This window comes from Enterobacter sp. MGH 4 (assembly GCF_000534735.1).
In the GTDB taxonomy this organism is placed as follows: Bacteria; Pseudomonadota; Gammaproteobacteria; order Enterobacterales; family Enterobacteriaceae; genus Enterobacter; species Enterobacter intestinihominis.
Genome location: NZ_KI973289.1, coordinates 1,813,554 through 1,831,972 on the forward strand (window position 1 = coordinate 1,813,554; position 18,419 = coordinate 1,831,972).

13 protein-coding genes are annotated in these 18,419 nt (G+C 56.2%); 5 read left to right on the plus strand and 8 right to left on the minus strand.

Annotation, left to right across the window (positions count from 1 at the left end; all coding sequences use genetic code 11):
• Positions 1-97 precede the first annotated feature (97 nt).
• From L350_RS13795 to lrp, 8 genes are all read right to left on the minus strand, one after another.
• On the minus strand, positions 98-961 hold the full coding sequence (locus tag L350_RS13795) for a dimethyl sulfoxide reductase anchor subunit family protein (protein ID WP_032624535.1): 864 nt from the start codon (positions 959-961) through the stop codon (positions 98-100).
• 1 nt (position 962) lies between these two features.
• Entirely contained in the window at positions 963-1,580 is a 618-nt protein-coding gene (locus tag L350_RS13790; protein ID WP_032624536.1) for a DMSO/selenate family reductase complex B subunit, read from the minus strand.
• A gap of 10 nt (positions 1,581-1,590) precedes the next feature.
• Positions 1,591-4,035: a dimethylsulfoxide reductase subunit A gene (dmsA, locus tag L350_RS13785; RefSeq protein ID WP_032624537.1), complete on the minus strand. Its 2,445-nt coding sequence runs from the start codon at positions 4,033-4,035 to the stop codon at positions 1,591-1,593.
• A 211-nt stretch (positions 4,036-4,246) separates the two neighbouring features.
• A complete protein-coding gene (serS, locus tag L350_RS13780) occupies positions 4,247-5,539 on the minus strand; it encodes a serine--tRNA ligase (RefSeq protein WP_003858266.1) in 1,293 nt (430 codons plus the stop codon).
• A 92-nt stretch (positions 5,540-5,631) separates the two neighbouring features.
• Positions 5,632-6,975, minus strand: a complete 1,344-nt coding sequence (gene rarA / locus L350_RS13775; protein WP_032624539.1) for a replication-associated recombination protein RarA — start codon at positions 6,973-6,975, stop codon at positions 5,632-5,634.
• A 9-nt stretch (positions 6,976-6,984) separates the two neighbouring features.
• On the minus strand, positions 6,985-7,599 hold the full coding sequence (lolA, locus tag L350_RS13770; RefSeq protein WP_022647618.1) for an outer membrane lipoprotein periplasmic chaperone LolA: 615 nt from the start codon (positions 7,597-7,599) through the stop codon (positions 6,985-6,987).
• 127 nt (positions 7,600-7,726) lie between these two features.
• Positions 7,727-11,410: a DNA translocase FtsK 4TM domain-containing protein gene (locus tag L350_RS13765; RefSeq protein ID WP_032624540.1), complete on the minus strand. Its 3,684-nt coding sequence runs from the start codon at positions 11,408-11,410 to the stop codon at positions 7,727-7,729.
• A 135-nt stretch (positions 11,411-11,545) separates the two neighbouring features.
• Positions 11,546-12,040, minus strand: coding sequence for a leucine-responsive transcriptional regulator Lrp (gene lrp, locus L350_RS13760; protein WP_000228469.1), 495 nt, complete (start codon positions 12,038-12,040; stop codon positions 11,546-11,548).
• Positions 12,041-12,583: 543 nt separating this feature from the next.
• On the opposite strand from lrp, the gene trxB reads away from it, so the two are divergent.
• The 5 genes from trxB to infA all read left to right on the plus strand — a co-directional run bounded on the left by trxB (position 12,584) and on the right by infA (position 18,407).
• Complete coding sequence (gene trxB / locus L350_RS13755; protein WP_022647616.1) at positions 12,584-13,552, plus strand: thioredoxin-disulfide reductase; 969 nt, start codon at positions 12,584-12,586, stop codon at positions 13,550-13,552.
• Between the two features lie 114 nt (positions 13,553-13,666).
• Positions 13,667-15,433 carry a heme ABC transporter permease/ATP-binding protein CydD gene (gene cydD, locus L350_RS13750; protein WP_032624541.1) on the plus strand — a complete coding sequence of 589 codons (1,767 nt, stop codon included), beginning with the start codon at positions 13,667-13,669 and terminating at the stop codon, positions 15,431-15,433.
• Positions 15,433-17,154: a heme ABC transporter ATP-binding protein/permease CydC gene (cydC, locus tag L350_RS13745; RefSeq protein ID WP_032624542.1), complete on the plus strand. Its 1,722-nt coding sequence runs from the start codon at positions 15,433-15,435 to the stop codon at positions 17,152-17,154. Before cydD ends, cydC begins: the two co-directional genes overlap by 1 nt.
• Positions 17,155-17,199: 45 nt before the next feature.
• On the plus strand, positions 17,200-17,904 hold the full coding sequence (gene aat, locus L350_RS13740) for a leucyl/phenylalanyl-tRNA--protein transferase (RefSeq protein ID WP_023299713.1): 705 nt from the start codon (positions 17,200-17,202) through the stop codon (positions 17,902-17,904).
• 284 nt (positions 17,905-18,188) lie between these two features.
• Positions 18,189-18,407 (plus strand): translation initiation factor IF-1, encoded by a 219-nt coding sequence (gene infA, locus L350_RS13735; protein ID WP_002211347.1) that lies wholly within the window; start codon positions 18,189-18,191, stop codon positions 18,405-18,407.
• Positions 18,408-18,419: the final 12 nt, after the last annotated feature.

Consider the following 18,419-nt stretch of genomic DNA (forward strand, 5'->3'; position numbering starts at 1 on the left):
CGGGAATTTTAACAGCGAAACATCAGTCGAAAAATTTCATGAATGAAAAAAGAAAAGCCGGGCACTATGTCCCGGCTTTTTATAACAAAATCTAAAATTAGCTGGCGACAGCCATACCGACCGTCATATGCAGACCGTAAAATACGCCGCGACCAATTAACTCCCCTGCCAGCACCAGCACAAAGGCCAGTGACAGCAACGGTAGCGCAGGCGCGTAACCTTTAAGCTGAGGGGCAATCCAGCACACCAGCGCCGCCGTCAGCAGCACCACACGCCAGGCCATCAGAGAACCGTAATCCGGTACCAGCGCCGAAGCCTGTTGGATAGAGCTGTGAATCGTCGCCAGCTCCGCTCCCTGCATAAGCGCTACAACGGTACTGATGACCAGTGCCAGCAGCGAGACCGCGGGCAGCAGGCGCATCGCCCAACCATTAATGCCAGCTACACGCAGAAGCAGATAGCCCAGCAGCGGCCCGCCAATAAACATGGTCAGGAAGAAGCTCATCGGCGTCCAGACGCTGTACCAGGTCGGAACGGTATCGATGGTGTTGTACACCCGGACCATCATCCAGACGAAGACAACGCCCAGTACCATGGTGACGATGAGCCACAACGCACGTAACCCTGACGGCAGCTTTTTCAGCGCTGCCAGTAACCACCCCAGCCCGCCAACTGCAAAGAAGATTGCGCCGCTGGCAATCTCGTTACTCAGCGAAGAGGCACCTACACGGTTCAGGGAGTTAAACGCGCGCATCGGTGAGCCCAGGTGCAGCGTAGAGGCGATAAACCCAATCCCCATCAACACCCACAGGCCAAACATGCTCAACACTAAACGCTGCTGCTGTTCAGCATCGAGGTTCCCTTTTAACAGCGCCAGCGCAAGGACGATAAACCCGCCTGCAACACACTGCCCAAAGACCGTGAAGATCATAAGCGGCCATTCATGCCATCCACTTCCCATCTCACACCTCCTTCGGGTTTGCCAGGTAGCCGCTGGTGTCACCCGTCGGACGGCTGTTGGCGTTAGGTTTAATCACAATACTCGGCTTCGTGAAGTGCGCAGACGGCAGCGGCGCGACCGCAGCAAGCTGGCCGTGTTTTTTGCGCAGCTCTTCAATCGGGCCAAAGTCCAGCGCGCGCAGCGGGCAGGACTCGACGCAGATGGGCTTTTTGCCGTCCGCCACGCGGCTGTGGCAGCCGTCGCACTTGGTCATGTGGCCTTTAGCCGCGTTATACTGCGGCGCGCCGTACGGGCAGGCCATGTGGCAGTAGCGACAGCCGATGCAGACATCCTCGTCCACCACCACAAAACCGTCGTCTCGCTTGTGCATTGCCCCGCTCGGGCAGACCTTAGTGCAGGCCGGATCTTCGCAGTGGTTGCAGGCAATCGACAGGTAATAGGCGAAGACGTTCTGATGCCAGACGCCGTTATCCTCCTGCCAGTCGCCGCCCGCGTATTCATAAATACGACGGAAGCTGACGTCCGGGGTCAGGTCTTTATAATCCTTGCAGGCCAGCTCGCAGGTTTTACACCCGGTGCAGCGGCTGGAATCAATAAAAAATCCATACTGGGTTGTCATCGGTTACTCCTTACGCCTTTTCAACCTGAACGAGGTTTGTGTGGGATGGGTTGCCCTTCGCCAGCGGCGATGGACGCTGCGTAGTGAGAACGTTGATGCAGCCCGCCTGATCGATACGGTTCGCATCCGGGTTATACCAGGCCCCTTCCCCCAGCGCGACAACGCCAGGCATCATGCGCGGAGTCACTTTAGCTTCGATATGCACTTCGCCACGTCCGTTGAAGATACGTACGCGATCGCCATTACTGATGCCGCGCGCTTTCGCATCCATCGGGTTGATCCACATCTCCTGTCGGCAGGCCGCTTTCAGAACGTCAACGTTGCCGTAGGTGGAGTGAACACGCGCTTTGTAGTGGAAACCGGTTAACTGAAGTGGGAATTTCTCCGTCAGCGGATCGTTGTAGTTTTCGAAGCCAGGCGTATAGATCGGCAGCGGATCGATAACGTCCCCTTCCGGCAATTCCCACGTTGCGGCAATTTTTGCCAGCTCTTCGGAGTAGATCTCGATTTTGCCCGACGGCGTGGTCAGCGGATTGGCCTGCGGATCGTCGCGGAAGGCTTTATACGCCACGTGATGCCCTTCCGGATCGCGCTGCTTGTACATGCCCTGCTTGCGGAAGGTATCGAAGTCCGGCAGGTATGGAATGGCTTTGCGTGAGAGCTCGTGCAGATGGCGCATCCACTCTTCCTGAGTACGCCCCTCTGTGAACTGCTGCTCAACGCCAAGACGTTTCGCCAGCTCGGACGTCATCTCATAGATAGTTTTGCACTCGAAGCGCGGTTTGATGGCCTGGTCTGTGAAGATCACATAGGACATGTTGCCGCAGGAGGCGTCCAGCGCGAAATCCATCTGCTCAGAGGCGGTGCAGTCTGGGAGCAGAATATCGGCATACTTCGCCGATGAGGTCATGTGGCAGTCGATCACCACAATCATTTCGCACTTCTTGTCGTCCTGCAAAATTTCGTGGGTGCGGTTGATCTCTGAGTGCTGGTTGATCAGGCAGTTACCGGCATAGTTCCAGATCATTTTGATTGGCACATCCAGCTTATCTTTACCCCGAACGCCGTCGCGTAGCGCGGTCATTTCCGGGCCGCGCTCGATCGCGTCCGTCCACATAAACATGGAGATGCTGGTCTGAACCGGGTTATCCAGCGTTGGCATACGTTCAAACGGTACTTCATACGAGCCTTCACGCGCCCCGCTATTACCGCCGTGAATGCCGACGTTGCCAGTCAGAATCGAGAGCATAGAAATAGCGCGGGTGGCAATTTCGCCGTTCGCGTGACGCTGCGGTCCCCAGCCCTGGCTGATATAAGCCGGTTTTGCTGAACCAATTTCACGGGCCAGTTGAACAATACGTTCGACTGGAATGCCGGTGATGGTAGATGCCCACTCAGGGGTTTTCGCTACCCCGTCGCTGCCCTGACCAAGAATATACGCTTTGTAATGCCCGTTAGCCGGTGCGCTGGCTGGCAGCGTCTTCTCGTCATAGCCGACGCAGTATTTATCAAGGAACGGCTGATCGACGAGGTTTTCAGTGATCATCACATACGCCAGCGCATTGACCAGCGCCGCATCGGTACCAGGGCGGATAGGGATCCACTCGTCTTCTCGCCCCGCGCCGGTATCGGTGTAGCGCGGATCGACGATGATCATACGTGCGTTGGATTTGGCGCGCGCCTGCTCAAGATAATAGGTTACCCCACCGCCGCTCATACGCGTTTCGCCCGGGTTGTTGCCGAACAATACCACCAGCTTGCTGTTTTCTATATCCGACGGGCTGTTACCGTCTGCCCAGCCGCCATAGGTGTAGTTCAGGCCCGCGGCAATCTGTGCGGAAGAGTAGTCGCCATAATGGTTGAGATAGCCGCCGCAGCAGTTCATCAGGCGCGCTACCAGCGTTTTACCCGGCGGCCAGGAGCGGGTCATGGTGCCGCCCAGCGTCCCGGTGCCATAGTTCAGGTAGATGGATTCGTTGCCGTATTCTTTGATCAGGCGCTGCATGTTGGTCGCGATAATATCGTAGGCTTCGTCCCAGCTAATGCGCTCGAACTTCCCTTCCCCACGCTTACCGACACGCTTCATCGGATATTTCAGACGATCCGGGTTATAAACGCGACGGCGCATTGAGCGGCCACGCAGACAGGCACGAACCTGGTGTAACCCTTCGTAGTTATCATCGCCGGTATTGTCGGTTTCAACGTATTTGATTTCACCGTCCACAACATGCATACGCAGGGGACAACGGCTACCACAGTTAACGGTACAGGCACTCCACACCACTTTTTCCGGGGCTGAAGCGGGAGACAGAGCCTCCGCCGCCGACGCCAGACGGGTAAAAGGAAGCGTAAAGGCGCTGCTGGCAACCGCCAGACCACCTATTGCCGTGGTTTTCATCAACCCACGGCGAGTGACCTCGGCAGCCATTAACGCTTCAGGCGCTTTGATTTTCATAAAGACTCACTTTGGTTGCTCACAAAGAAAAGAGAGGCGGCGCATACCGCTATGTAGTTTTATATATAACGAATTCCTTCGTTACAGGTGTTTTATGCTAACTTTCGTTCGGAGGAGTATTACTACTTTAGAGGGAGGGAATATTGCGTCGTATCAAATCAAAGATATAAAAAAAGCGCCCTGAGGCGCTTTTTTGTTTTGCAGCAAAATATTAGCCGATGAACTGCTGGCCTTTCATGTAAGGACGCAGCACCTCAGGGATCTCAATACGACCATCTGCCTGCTGGTAGTTCTCCAGCACGGCAACCAGCGTACGGCCAACCGCCAGACCAGAACCGTTCAGGGTATGAACCAGACGGGTCTTCTTGTCGGACTTGCTGCGGCAACGCGCCTGCATACGACGCGCCTGGAAATCCCAGACGTTAGAGCAAGAGGAGATTTCACGGTAGGTGTTTTGCGCAGGCACCCAGACTTCGAGGTCGAAGGTTTTGCAGGCGCCGAAGCCCATGTCACCGGTGCACAGCGCCATACGGCGGTATGGCAGCCCCAGCAGCTCCAGCACTTTCTCTGCGTGACCTGTCATCTCTTCCAGCGCGTCCATAGACTCTTCCGGACGAACGATCTGCACCATCTCAACTTTATCGAACTGGTGCATACGGATCAGACCGCGCGTATCACGACCGTAAGAACCGGCTTCAGAACGGAAACATGGAGAGTGCGCAGTCAGTTTGATTGGCAGATCGTCTTCGTCGATGATCTCATCACGCACGAGGTTGGTCAGCGGCACTTCCGCGGTTGGGATCAGCGCGTAGTTGCTGCTGTCAGCTTCTTCGTCCAGCGGACGGGTATGGAACAGATCGCCGGCAAATTTCGGCAGCTGGCCTGTACCGTACAGCGTATCGTGGTTAACCAGATACGGAACGTAGGTTTCGCTGTAGCCATGCTGCTCGGTGTGCAGATCCAGCATAAATTGCGCCAGCGCGCGATGCAGGTGAGCAATCTGACCTTTCATTACCACGAAGCGAGAACCGGTCAGCTTAACCGCAGCCGCAAAGTCCAGGCCCGCGTGCATTTCGCCCAGCGTCACGTGATCGCGCACCTCGAAGTCAAACTCGCGAGGCGTACCCCAGCGTTTCACTTCAACGTTGTCGTTTTCGTCTTTGCCGACAGGGACGCTGTCGTCAGGAATGTTCGGGATCGCCAGAGCGATATCACGAATTTCAGCCTGAAGAACGTCCAGTTCAGCTTTCGCCTGATCCAGCTCTTCACCCAGTTTGTTCACTTCCAGGCGTAATGGCTCAATATCTTCCCCGCGCGCTTTCGCCTGGCCAATGGATTTCGATCGAGAATTACGCTCTGCCTGCAGATTTTCTGTTTGTACCTGCAAAACTTTACGACGCTCTTCAAGAGCGCGCAGCTTATCTACATCCAGCTTAAAGCCCCGGCGTGCCAGTTTTTCAGCGACTGCGTCTGGCTCATTACGCAGCAGATTGGGATCGAGCATGCTTATCCTGTGCTTATCGAATTAAAAGAGGAAAAAGTGACCACAGCCTGCGGCCACAGAGATATATTGCCAACATTACCGCAACGATTGAACTAACGGTAGCGTTTTATAGGGCTATTTTGATCCTGTCCGGCAAGCCAGGCGAGCTTTTCGCCAATCTTACCCTCAAGACCTCTGTTTGTGGGGTGATAATAGCGGGTTTGTGCCATCTCCTGTGGGAAATACTCCTCGCCGGCGGCGTAGGCGTTGGGTTCGTCATGGGCGTAGCGATACTCCTGCCCGTAACCCATCTCTTTCATCAATTTGGTTGGCGCATTGCGCAGATGAACCGGCACATCGTAGTCCGGACGTTCACGTGCATCCGACATCGCCGCTTTGAAGGCGGTATACACCGCGTTACTTTTCGGTGCGCAAGCCAGATAGACAATTGCCTGCGCAATGGCACGCTCGCCCTCCGCAGGCCCGACGCGGGTAAAGCAGTCCCAGGCGGAAATAGCGACCTGCATGGCGCGTGGATCGGCATTACCGACATCTTCTGACGCAATCGCCAGGCAGCGACGCGCGACATATAACGGATCGCCACCGGCGGTGATGATACGCGCATACCAGTAGAGCGCCGCATCCGGAGCGCTGCCGCGCACGGACTTGTGTAATGCAGAGATGAGGTCGTAAAAACGATCGCCTTTATTATCGAAGCGCGCGCTGCGCTCACCGGCAATTTCGGTGAGCAGCTCAGGCTTTAATACGCGCTTGCCCGCATCGTCCACTTCGGCCATATCGGCCATCATTTCGAGCGTGTTCAACGCACGACGGGCATCACCGTTAACCAGTTCGGCGATAGCAAGACGCGTCTCGTCCGGCAGAACGATATCCTGCCCGCCGTAACCGCGCGCTTTGTCCTCCATCGCCTGCGTCAGAACTTTTTCAATATCTTCCGTGGTCAGCGATTTAAGCAGATACACGCGCGCCCGGGAGAGCAGCGCAGAGTTCAGTTCAAACGACGGGTTTTCCGTGGTGGCGCCGATAAAGAAAATCGTACCGTCTTCAATGTGCGGCAGAAAGGCGTCCTGCTGGCTCTTGTTGAAGCGGTGAACTTCGTCGACAAACAGAATGGTGCGACGTCCGGCATTGCGGTTTTGTCGCGCCCGCTCGATCGCCTCGCGGATCTCTTTCACCCCCGACGTGACCGCCGAGATGCGCTCAACGTCCGCGTTGGCATAGCGGGCGATCACTTCAGCGAGCGTGGTTTTTCCGGTGCCGGGTGGCCCCCAGAGGATCATGGAGTGCAGATGCCCCGCCTCAATAGCGCGCGGCAAGGGTTTCCCCGCAGCCAGCAGATGTTGCTGACCGATGTACTGCGCTAAATTTTCTGGCCGCATACGGGCGGCCAGAGGTTGAAACGCATTATCTGAAAAATCGAGCGACAGGTTGCTCACTCATGCCTCTTACTTATTGCGTTGGTCGTCCACCGTTACGCCCTGCGGCGGGGTAAAGGTGAATTTCGATGCATCAATGGCGCCGTTTTGCTGAGACTTCAACTGATAGCTGCTGCGCTGATCGTCCTGCTCAACCGCGCCGAACTGATTGATGGTACCGTTGCTGCTCACGTTAATGGTGAACTGCTTCAGATTACCGTTGCTGCCTTTTGGCGTCAGGACGAACTCATCACCGTTTTGTTTGATGTTGTACTGCTGCCAGTCGCTGGACTGGTTACGGGCAATGAGCATAAACGGCGTATTGCTGGTCGCGTCTTTTAGCCAGGTGGCGGTCGCCTGCTCAACAAACGGATTGTAGAACCACAGGGTTTTACCGTCAGACACCAGAACGCTTTCATCCGGCTGGGTCATGTGCCAGTTGAACAGATTTGGGCGTTTCACCCACAAATCTCCCTGGCCCTCCTGCACCGCGTTGCCGCTGCCGTCAGTCACTTTTTGCGTGAAGCTGGCGTGGAAACTGCTCACTTTATCCAGTCGGCTTTTAAGGTCGCTGGCTGCATCAGCCCAGACGCTGCTGGCAACAAAACTGGAGAGTAATGCACAGGCGATGGCGATTTTTTTCATTGTTATTCCTTAAAATACGTCTTCCCGATATGGGGGTTCCGTTTCTATTCTGTACCTGCCCGAAGGCAGGCGACAGAAGAATATGCTTAATTTTTGCTGATTTACCCTTCTTTGCAATCGCTGAAGATTACTCAAAAGGCGGTGGCGCCAGCACCTCACGGTTACCGTTGTGCCCCTGTTCGCTCACGATGCCCTGGGCTTCCATCTGCTCAATGATACGCGCCGCGCGGTTGTAACCGATACGGAACTGGCGCTGCACGCCGGAGATGGACGCTTTGCGTTTTTCGGTAACGAAATTAACCGCCTGGTCGAATAACGGATCCAGCTCTTCGCCGCCGTCAAAACCACCGCCGCCACCTTCGTTTTCGCTGTCAGAGGTGATGCCGTCAACATATTGCGGTCGCCCGCGCGCTTTCCAGTCCTGCACAACCGCGTGCACTTCCTGGTCGCGAACAAACGCACCGTGAACACGCACCGGCGAGGTGGAGTTCGGCCCGGAATAGAGCATATCACCCATCCCCAGCAGCGACTCTGCTCCGCCCTGGTCAAGGATAGTACGGGAGTCAATTTTACTCGACACGGTAAACGCGATACGGGTCGGGATGTTTGCCTTAATAAGACCGGTGATTACATCCACGGACGGACGCTGCGTTGCCAGTACCAGGTGGATGCCCGCCGCGCGCGCTTTCTGTGCCAGACGCGCAATCAGCTCTTCCACTTTCTTGCCAACGGTCATCATCAGGTCGGCAAATTCATCCACCAGCACCACGATGTAAGGCAGTTTTTCCAGCACCGGATGCTGGGCATCCATGCTGTCACCCGGCTTCCAGTATGGGTCCGGAATCGGACGGCCCATACGCGCCGCCTCGGCGATTTTCTCGTTATAACCGGCCAGGTTACGCACGCCCAGCGCCGACATCAGCTTGTAGCGACGCTCCATTTCATTGACGCTCCAGCGTAATGCGTTGGCGGCGTCCTTCATGTCGGTAACCACTTCCGTTAACAGATGCGGAATGCCTTCGTAGACGGACAGTTCGAGCATTTTCGGGTCAATCATGATGAAACGCACGTCTTCAGGCTGCGCTTTATAGAGCATACTGAGGATCATGGCGTTCACCCCGACCGATTTACCGGAGCCGGTAGTCCCCGCAACCAGCAGGTGCGGCATCTTCGCGAGATCGGCAACCACCGGATCGCCTGCGATATCTTTACCCAGCACCACGGTCAGCGGGGACGGGTTGTCGCGGAATTTGGTGTTGTCCAGAACTTCACGCAGATAAACGGTCTGGCGTTTCTTGTTTGGCAGCTCAAGGCCAACGTAAGGCTTGCCTGGGATCACTTCCACCACGCGTACCGCCACGGTGGACAGAGAACGCGCCAGGTCGCGGGAGAGGTTAGAAATACGCGCCGCTTTTACGCCCGGTGCCAGGTTCAGTTCGAAACGGGTGATCACCGGGCCCGGTGAGTAGTTCACCACGTCCGCTTTAATGCGGAAGTCAGCCAGACGCGCTTCCACCAGACGGGCCATCTGCTCAAGGGCAAAGGTATCCACCGGCTCGACTTCCGCTGGCGGTGGCGTTAACAGATCCAGCGACGGCAGCGGCGTACTTGGTCGTTGCAGCGGTCGGCTGTCTCCGTTACGCATCAGCAGCGGGTGAATCAGGCTCTCCTGCGGCTGTGGTGCTGGCTGCTGGGACTGTGGCTGAGGCGGTTGAGAAGGTGTCTGCGGCTGCGCATACGCCTGCGGCGCCGGCTGTTGCGGCTGCACGTAAGCCTGTGGTGCAGGCGGCTGACGCACCGGCTCCGCTTCCGGCATTACGCTCGGCGTGAACAGCGGTTCGCTTGGGCCATCATCCACCAGATCTTTCATTGGTGAGAATTCGAAATCCGACAGCGAGAACGGGTTTGCCCCCGAAGGTTGCTCACCGGAATAACGCTGCTGCTGCGTTGCTGCAAACTGGCGCGCCAGCTCCGCTTCGGTCGCATCATCGTCGTCCTGCTGTGAAGGCACGTGATGCTGTGAAGGCACGTCATGCTGATACTCTTCGCCGTAACGCTGATTCTGCTGGGCAGCAAACTGACGCGCCAGCTCATCCTGATGCAGTTCGTCGGCATCATCTTCGTAGTCGGACTCACGGGCTTTTTCTTCAGCCATACGCTGGGAAGGCAGTTTAATGCCATAAGAGGCCAGCTCCCGGCGAGTCGGTACGCGCACGCGGTTAGGGCGCGGCAGCTGTGGACCAATGCCCTCTTTCACCTGAGGACGCGGGGCGCTGTCGGCTGCCGGGCTGAATAGCGGAGCGGACGCGGCAGCGGCTGCCGTTGCCTGCTTCACGGCTTCTGCACCCGACGCAACGGCTGGCGTAGGTTCTACAGGTGGAACGCTGACCGAAGGCGCTTTTGCAACAGGTTCCTGCACCGGCTCGGGCACGGGCTGATACCAGGCGGCAAGCTGCTCGCGCTCACGGGCGCGGCGCTCTTCCACTTCTTCAAAATAGTATAATGGCGGACGGGATGGCTTCGCTTCCTCCACCACTTCGGGTTCAGACACCGGTGCAACGTATGGCTGTTCAGGTACAGCGGGTTCGGGCGTATAAGCCTGATACGGTTGTTGCGGCACGCTGGCAGGCTCAGGCGGCTGATACGGTTGCTGCCACTGTTCCTGCTGCACAGGAATATAACTTTCAGGCTCCGGCGCAATGGTCGGTTCAGGCGTATGGACGCCTGGCGCAGTCTGCCAGTCTACCTGCGGTTGCTGGATCGCGGACTCCGGTGCCGGAACAGGCGAGGACGGCATCACGGCTTCAACAGGCGCAACATGGGCCTGCGCAGCCGTCGTTGCGGCAGCAGCAGCGGCTACCGGTTCAGTCACGGAGTGGCCATTCAGCAGCGGATCGTATTCGTCATACTCTCCCGGCGTGGCTCGATGGCCAGAGAACAGTACGTCATCAGGGTCGACGGCCGCACCGCGATACTCAATCTGCTCGTCTTCATCCATACGTTTGCCGGAGAACAGCGCGGCATCAGTTTTACGGCCTAACGGGTTAGCAAATTTTTCAGCGACGCGCTGGCGGCGCGCCAGAGCACCGCGCAGAATACGCGCGCGGCGAGATTCACGCCGCTGTACAGGCGCCTCGTCTTCCTCTTCGTACTCATCTTCATACTCGTCTTCATCGACCCACGTATCGTCACGACGGGTACGGTTGCTGGCGAACGTCAGCAGCGTCAGAATAAAGCTGCCGATCTTCTCAGCAATGCTCACCCAGGACCAGCCGGTAAACAGCGTCAGGCCCGCCGCCCAGATACAGAGCAGCGCCAGCGTGCCGCCGCTGCTATGAAGCATCGGTTGCAGCGCGGAGCTCAACAGGCTGCCGATCACCCCGCCGGAGGCGAAGTACCAGATATCATCGGCGTTGATCGCCGCCAGCCCACAGGAGGTGAGGATCAGTGCCAGGGCGCCAATCAGGCGCAGCGAAACGGCAAAATAATCGATGTAGTCGTCGTTCTGTCGATGACGCCAGGCAAACCAGCATCCGCCAATAATGATGACGGGAAGGGTATAAGCCATCACTCCGAAAATGAAAAAGAGCGTGTCCGCAAGCCAGGCACCGGGAACGCCACCTAAGTTATGAATAGGCTCATGCCATGCGGTTTGCGACCAGCTGGGATCTGAGGGGTTGAAACTGAGTAAGGCGGCCATCAGCCAGACGGCAAAAAGGGCAATAACAATCAGTAACGCCTCGAGGAGACGACGTCCGCTGCTTAGCTTAGATAATGTGACTTCTTTGTCTTCAGTGTATTCCTGGCTCAAGAAAGGCTCTCCAGGTATCAGGCATGTCCTGCCTGTGTGCTAAAACGGACAACAGCGCCGGGTATCCCCGGCACTGTTGCTGTATGGATTAACAGGAGTGTAATCAAACTACACTGATTTTGCACCTGTTCCGTGTTAGCGCGTCTTAATAACCAGACGATTGCTCTGTTTGACCTCTTCCATCACCACATAAGTACGGGTGTCGTTCACGCCTGGCAGACGCAGCAGGGTTTCACCCAGCAGCTTACGGTAGGCGGACATATCGGGCACACGGGTTTTTAACAGGTAGTCAAAATCACCGGAAACCAGATGACACTCTTGAATTTCTTCAAGTTTTTGTACAGCGGCGTTAAATTGCTCAAACACATCCGGCGCACCACGATTCAGAGTAATCTCAACAAATACCAGAAGTGAGGCATCCAGATAATGCGGGTTTAGCAGAGCCGTATAGCCCTGAATAAAACCCTGTCTTTCCAGTCGACGCACACGCTCAAGGCACGGCGTCGGGGAAAGTCCCACACGTTTTGAAAGCTCGACGTTGGAAATACGCCCATCCTTTTGCAATTCATTAAGAATGTTACGATCGATACGGTCGAGATCTTTGCCAGGGCGCTTCTTGCTATCTACCATTATTATTGTCTCTCTGTATTCCTTCCCTACTCCTGCCTGGACCCTGTGCACATCACTGTTCAGAGCCTGCACCCGTTATTCATCACATCGCCTGGTTATGTATTAGATGCGATGTGGATTCGGGTTCTGCGGTAAGAAGACCGTTGCCCGAAAGCAGTCACAGACATCACGTATGGCGTCTGTCCACACCATGCGTAGATTTCACTGACCCGGTAAAAATGGCATTTACGTGCATGTCTATTCGACATGCAGTTCATGCGTCTTTTTTTCTTCCTTGAATGTTTTCGCAAAAGCGCAGGGGATTGTCAAAGCAAAACATCGATTTTTAGTACAAGATGCCAGATATTCATTTCGGGGGGGTATTAATCATCATTTTATTGCCTTATAAACGCGCGATTTTCAGTAGCAGACGTGATATGACCGTGTCTGATCCATAGGGCGTGACTATTGCATATATCGGAAGCAAAACTGTCGTGCTCTTTTTTTACGGCAACAAATTCCCTACAATCCAGCCCATTGCCTGCCAACAACAATGGGGATCTCATGGGCACGACCAAACACAGTAAGCTGCTAATCCTTGGTTCTGGACCTGCGGGATATACCGCAGCGGTCTATGCTGCACGCGCTAACCTGCAACCGGTACTGATTACCGGGATGGAAAAAGGCGGTCAGCTGACCACCACCACGGAAGTGGAAAACTGGCCGGGCGACCCGAACGACCTGACCGGGCCGCTGCTGATGGAGCGCATGCACGAGCATGCTGCTAAATTCGAAACCGAAATCCTGTTCGACCACATTAATAAAGTGGATTTGCAGAACCGTCCGTTCCGTCTGACCGGCGACAGCGGTGAATACACCTGCGATGCGCTGATCATCGCTACCGGTGCCTCTGCCCGTTATCTCGGTTTGCCGTCTGAAGAAGCATTCAAAGGGCGCGGCGTATCAGCCTGCGCGACCTGCGACGGTTTCTTCTATCGCAACCAGAAAGTTGCGGTGATCGGCGGCGGCAACACCGCTGTGGAAGAAGCGTTGTATCTGGCGAACATCGCCTCAGAAGTACACCTGATCCACCGTCGCGACACCTTCCGCGCCGAGAAGATCCTGATCAAACGCCTGATGGATAAAGTGGCGAGCGGCAACATTGTGCTGCATACCAACCGTACGCTGGAAGAAGTGACCGGCGATCAGATGGGTGTGGCAGGTCTGCGAATTCGTGATACGCAGAACACCGACACCGTCGAAACGCTGGAGGTGGCAGGCCTGTTTGTGGCAATCGGTCACAGCCCGAACACGGCCATTTTCGAAGGCCAACTTGAGCTGGAGAACGGCTACATCAAAGTGCAGTCTGGCATTCACGGCAATGCCACGCAGACCAGCATCCCAGGCGTCTTCGCGGCTGGCGACGTGATGGACCATATTTATCGTCAGGCGATCACCTCTGCGGGCACCGGCTGTATGGCCGCGCTGGACGCAGAACGCTATCTGGACGGACTGGCAGAACAAGGTAAATAATCTTTACAAGTCAGTAACAAACGTAAATAAAGGCGGCCACTGGTCGCCTTTATTTTTGCTCACGTGTAACATGCAGATGTCTAATTTCTTATAACGTCACCTGCAAAGTACGCAATGGAAAAAACCCGTCAACAAGAGTTAACGCGCTGGCTGAAACAGCAAAGCGTTCTGTCCCGCCGCTGGCTTATGATTTCCCGCGTTCTGGGATTTATCAGCGGTCTGTTGATTGTTGCCCAGGCATGGCTGCTGGCCCGCATTCTCAATCATATGATCATGGAGAGCATCCCGCGCGAAGCGCTGCTGCTGCCGTTTATCGTTCTGGTGCTGGTTTTCGTCCTGCGTGCGTGGGTGGTCTGGCTGCGCGAACGGGTTGGGTTCCATGCCGGCCAGCACATCCGCTATGAGATCCGCCGCAAAGTGCTCGACCGGCTTTCGGAAGCCGGGCCTGCGTGGATCCAGGGCAAACCGGCCGGTAGCTGGGCGACGCTGATCCTTGAGCAAATCGACGATATGCACGATTACTATGCGCGTTATCTTCCACAGATGGCGCTGGCAGTGTTTGTGCCTCTGATGATTGTTATCGCCATCTTCCCTGTTAACTGGGTAGCGGCTCTGATCCTGATGGGGACCGCCCCGCTCATCCCGCTGTTTATGGCGATGGTCGGCATGGGTGCGGCAGATGCTAACCGTCGCAACTTCCTTGCGCTGGGTCGGTTGAGCGGTCATTTCCTGGACCGTCTGCGCGGAATGGAAACCCTGCGGATCTTTGGTCGTGGTGAAGCGGAAACCGAAAACATTCGCCTGGCGTCGCAGGATTTTCGTCAGCGCACCATGGAAGTGTTGCGCATGGCCTTCCTTTCTTCCGGCGTGCTCGAGTTCTTTACCTCCCTGTCGATTGCGCTTGTGGCGGTTTACTTTGGCTTCTCCTACCTCGGCGCGCTGGACTTTGGCCACTACGGTACGGCGGTCACGCTTTCCGCCGGGTTCCTGGCGCTGATCCTGGCCCCGGAATTTTTCCAGCCGCTTCGCGATCTCGGCACCTTTTACCATGCCAAAGCGCAGGCGGTGGGTGCTGCCGACAGCCTGAAAACCTTTATGGAAACGCCGCTGGCACATCCGGAGCGTGGTGAAGTGACGCTGAATACGAACGATCCGGTGACCATTGAAGCACAGGATTTTTCTGTTCTGTCGCCTGAAGGCAAAGTGCTGGCCGGCCCGCTGAACTTTACCCTGCCTGCCGGGCAACGTGTGGTGCTGGTGGGTACCAGCGGCTCAGGTAAAAGCTCATTGTTGAATGCGCTGTCAGGTTTTATGGCGTACACCGGATCGCTGCGTATCAACAAAACGGAGCTACGCGAGCTCGATCCTGATGCCTGGCGTAAACAGTTAAGCTGGGTGGGTCAAAACCCTCAGCTGCCTGCCCCGACGCTGCGCGAGAATGTGCTGCTGGCAAGGCCGGATGCGCGTGACGATGAGCTGCAATCGGTCCTCGACCGCGCCTGGGTCAGCGAGTTTTTGCCGCTGCTTGCGCAGGGTGTCGATACCGTCATTGGCGATCAGTCTGCCGGGCTGTCAGTGGGCCAGGCACAGCGCGTCGCGGTTGCCCGTGCGCTGCTGAACCCCTGTTCGTTAATGCTGCTGGACGAACCCGCCGCCAGCCTGGACGCTCACAGCGAGCAGCGCGTGATGGATGCGCTTAATGCAGCCTCACGCCAGCAAACTACCCTGATGGTGACCCACCAGCTGGAAGGTATTGCCGACTGGGATCAGATCTGGGTGATGGAAAACGGACACATTGTTGAGCAAGGCGATTACGCCGCGCTTGTTGCCGCGCAGGGGCCCTTTGCGACCCTGCTGGCGAACCGTCAGGAGGATATCTGATGCGCGCCCTGCTTCCCTATCTTGCTTTGTATAAACGCCACAAATGGATGCTGACGCTCGGGATCGTACTGGCGATTATCACTCTGCTCGCCAGCATCGGCCTGCTTACGCTTTCTGGCTGGTTCCTCTCCGCGTCTGCGGCCGCAGGCTTTGCCGGGCTATACAGCTTTAACTACATGCTGCCTGCCGCCGGGGTGCGCGGCACGGCGATTACGCGAACTGCCGGGCGCTACTTCGAACGCCTGGTCAGCCACGACGCGACCTTCCGCGTGCTGCAACACCTGCGTATTTATACGTTCAGCAAATTGCTGCCCCTCTCCCCTGCCGGGCTGGCACGTTTTCGGCAGGGCGAATTACTCAACCGCGTAGTTGCGGATGTGGATACGCTGGATCACCTCTATCTGCGCGTCATCTCGCCCATGGTGGGCGCGTTTGTGGTGATTGTCGTGGTCACGCTGGGGTTGAGTTTCCTGGATGTTCCCATCGCACTGACGCTCGGCGGCATCATGCTGATGACGCTGATTATTCTGCCGCCCCTGTTTTATCGTGCAGGTAAAACCACCGGGGAAAACCTGACGCGTCTGCGCGGGGAATACCGCCAGCAGCTCACCTCCTGGTTGCAGGGTCAGGCCGAGCTCACCATTTTTGGTGCCAGCAAGCGCTACCTCACCCGTATGGAAAATACGGAACTGAACTGGCATGAAGCCCAGCGTCGCCAGTCTGAACTGACCGCGTTTTCTCAGGCGCTGATGATGTTAATCGGTGGGTTTGCCGTTATCGCCATGCTCTGGATGGCCTCCGGTGGCGTGGGCGGTAACCCGCAGCCTGGCCCGCTGATTGCGCTGTTTGTTTTCTGTGCCCTGGCAGCCTTCGAAGCCTTAGCCCCGGTCACCGGCGCCTTTCAGCATCTCGGCCAGGTGATTGCCTCTGCGCTGCGCATTACGGATATTGCAGAGCAGGAGCCGGAAGTGAAGTTCAGCGCGGGTCAAACCATCGTGCCGGAGCAGGTCGCGCTGACGCTCAGCAACGTCACCTTCGCCTACGACAAGCAGGCGCAAAACGCGCTGGAAGATATCAGCCTTTCTGTTGATGCCGGGCAGCGCATTGCGATCCTTGGCCGTACGGGATGTGGCAAATCGACGCTTTTGCAACTCCTCACGCGCGCCTGGGACCCGCAGCAGGGCGAGATTCGGTTTAACGACCTTCCGCTGTCTGATTTTAGCGAAGCGGCCTTGCGTAAAACGGTCAGCGTCGTGCCCCAGCGTGTGCACCTGTTCAGCGCTACGCTGCGCGATAATCTTCTTCTGGCGGCACCAGACGCCTCTGACGATACGCTGCGGGCGATGCTGGAACAGGTTGGGCTGCACAAGCTGCTTGAGGACGACGGGTTGAACAGCTGGCTGGGTGAAGGGGGCCGACAGCTTTCCGGCGGCGAACTGCGTCGTCTGGCCATCGCGCGCGCCTTGCTGCACGATGCGCCGCTGATGTTGCTGGATGAACCGACAGAAGGTCTGGATGCGACAACCGAGAGTCAAATTCTTGATTTACTGACAAAGGTGATGAAAGGCAAAACCGTGCTGATGGTCACTCACCGCCTGCGCGGGCTGGTGAATTTCGATCGAATAATTGTGATGGACAACGGACACATAATTGAGCAAGGTAATCACGCAGAGCTGCTGGCAAAACAGGGTCGCTACTACCAGTTTAAACAGCGCCTGTAGACTATATTTGTAGCGTCCTCTCTCGCGTACTGGAGTTCTGTTGTCATGCGCCTGGTGCAGCTTTCTCGCCATAATATTGCGTTCCCTTCTCCGGAGGGGGCGCTGCGTGAACCTAACGGATTGCTGGCTTTGGGCGGCGATCTCAGCCCGGCGCGTCTCTTAATGGCTTACCAGCGCGGCATCTTCCCGTGGTTTTCTCCCGGCGACCCGATTTTATGGTGGTCTCCGGACCCGCGAGCCGTGCTGTGGCCCGGGCAGTTTCACCTGAGCCGCAGCATGAAACGTTTTCACGCAAATTCGCCCTATCGCGTCACGCTCAATCATGCCTTCGGGCAGGTTATCGAAGGCTGCGCTGAAGATCGTCATGAAGGCACCTGGATAACCCGCGACATCATTATCGCCTACCACCAGCTTCATGAGCTGGGCTACGCGCACTCCATCGAAGTATGGAAAGATGATGACCTCGTTGGGGGGATGTACGGGGTGGCGCAGGGCACGCTGTTCTGCGGCGAGTCGATGTTCTCCCGCGCCACGAATGCGTCGAAAACCGCACTGCTGGTTTTTAGCCAGGAATTTGCCCAACGCGGCGGACAACTGATGGATTGTCAGGTGCTGAATGAGCACACCGCCTCGCTCGGCGCGGTTGAAATTTCCCGCCGACGCTATATCGAACACCTTGAACAGTGCCGACAGGAGACTCTTCCGCGCGATTTTTGGGTTCCCAGAATGCTCTTTATGCCCAATGCCTAAATGTTTTCCGCATATTTTTTATGAGGGTGTTATAATTACGCCGCAGAGTAGCTTCTGCCTGTTGCCCCGCCGCCGTTTGGGACCCTCGCTTCAGATAACGTCCTGACGTTTATCCTGTCGTATCCCCTTTACGAATGCGCTTTCCGTTCGGTTGTACCGTGACGCTTGGGCAATACGCTGAAATTGTTTTGCTGCGTTTTAAACGCGCAATTCTTTACTTAATTGATGAATTTCGGCATTATCTTGCCGGTTCAAAACTTGGTAGTGATACCCCAGAGGATTAGATGGCCAAAGAAGACAATATTGAAATGCAGGGTACCGTACTTGATACGTTGCCTAATACCATGTTTCGCGTAGAACTGGAAAACGGTCACGTGGTAACTGCGCACATCTCCGGTAAAATGCGCAAAAACTATATCCGCATTTTGACGGGCGACAAAGTGACTGTTGAACTGACCCCGTACGACCTGAGCAAAGGCCGCATTGTCTTCCGTAGTCGCTAATTGTTTTCGCCT

What these genes read in the sequence shown, in the direction of transcription:
- L350_RS13795 (WP_032624535.1), bottom strand. Translation starts at nt 961, where the DNA reads ATGGGAAGTGGATGGCATGAATGGCCGCTTATGATCTTCACGGTCTTT.
- L350_RS13790 (WP_032624536.1), bottom strand. Translation starts at nt 1,580, where the DNA reads ATGACAACCCAGTATGGATTTTTTATTGATTCCAGCCGCTGCACCGGG.
- dmsA (WP_032624537.1), bottom strand. Translation starts at nt 4,035, where the DNA reads ATGAAAATCAAAGCGCCTGAAGCGTTAATGGCTGCCGAGGTCACTCGC.
- serS (WP_003858266.1), bottom strand. Translation starts at nt 5,539, where the DNA reads ATGCTCGATCCCAATCTGCTGCGTAATGAGCCAGACGCAGTCGCTGAA.
- lolA (WP_022647618.1), bottom strand. Translation starts at nt 7,599, where the DNA reads ATGAAAAAAATCGCCATCGCCTGTGCATTACTCTCCAGTTTTGTTGCC.
- lrp (WP_000228469.1), bottom strand. Translation starts at nt 12,040, where the DNA reads ATGGTAGATAGCAAGAAGCGCCCTGGCAAAGATCTCGACCGTATCGAT.
- trxB (WP_022647616.1), top strand. Translation starts at nt 12,584, where the DNA reads ATGGGCACGACCAAACACAGTAAGCTGCTAATCCTTGGTTCTGGACCT.
- cydD (WP_032624541.1), top strand. Translation starts at nt 13,667, where the DNA reads ATGGAAAAAACCCGTCAACAAGAGTTAACGCGCTGGCTGAAACAGCAA.
- cydC (WP_032624542.1), top strand. Translation starts at nt 15,433, where the DNA reads ATGCGCGCCCTGCTTCCCTATCTTGCTTTGTATAAACGCCACAAATGG.
- aat (WP_023299713.1), top strand. Translation starts at nt 17,200, where the DNA reads ATGCGCCTGGTGCAGCTTTCTCGCCATAATATTGCGTTCCCTTCTCCG.
- infA (WP_002211347.1), top strand. Translation starts at nt 18,189, where the DNA reads ATGGCCAAAGAAGACAATATTGAAATGCAGGGTACCGTACTTGATACG.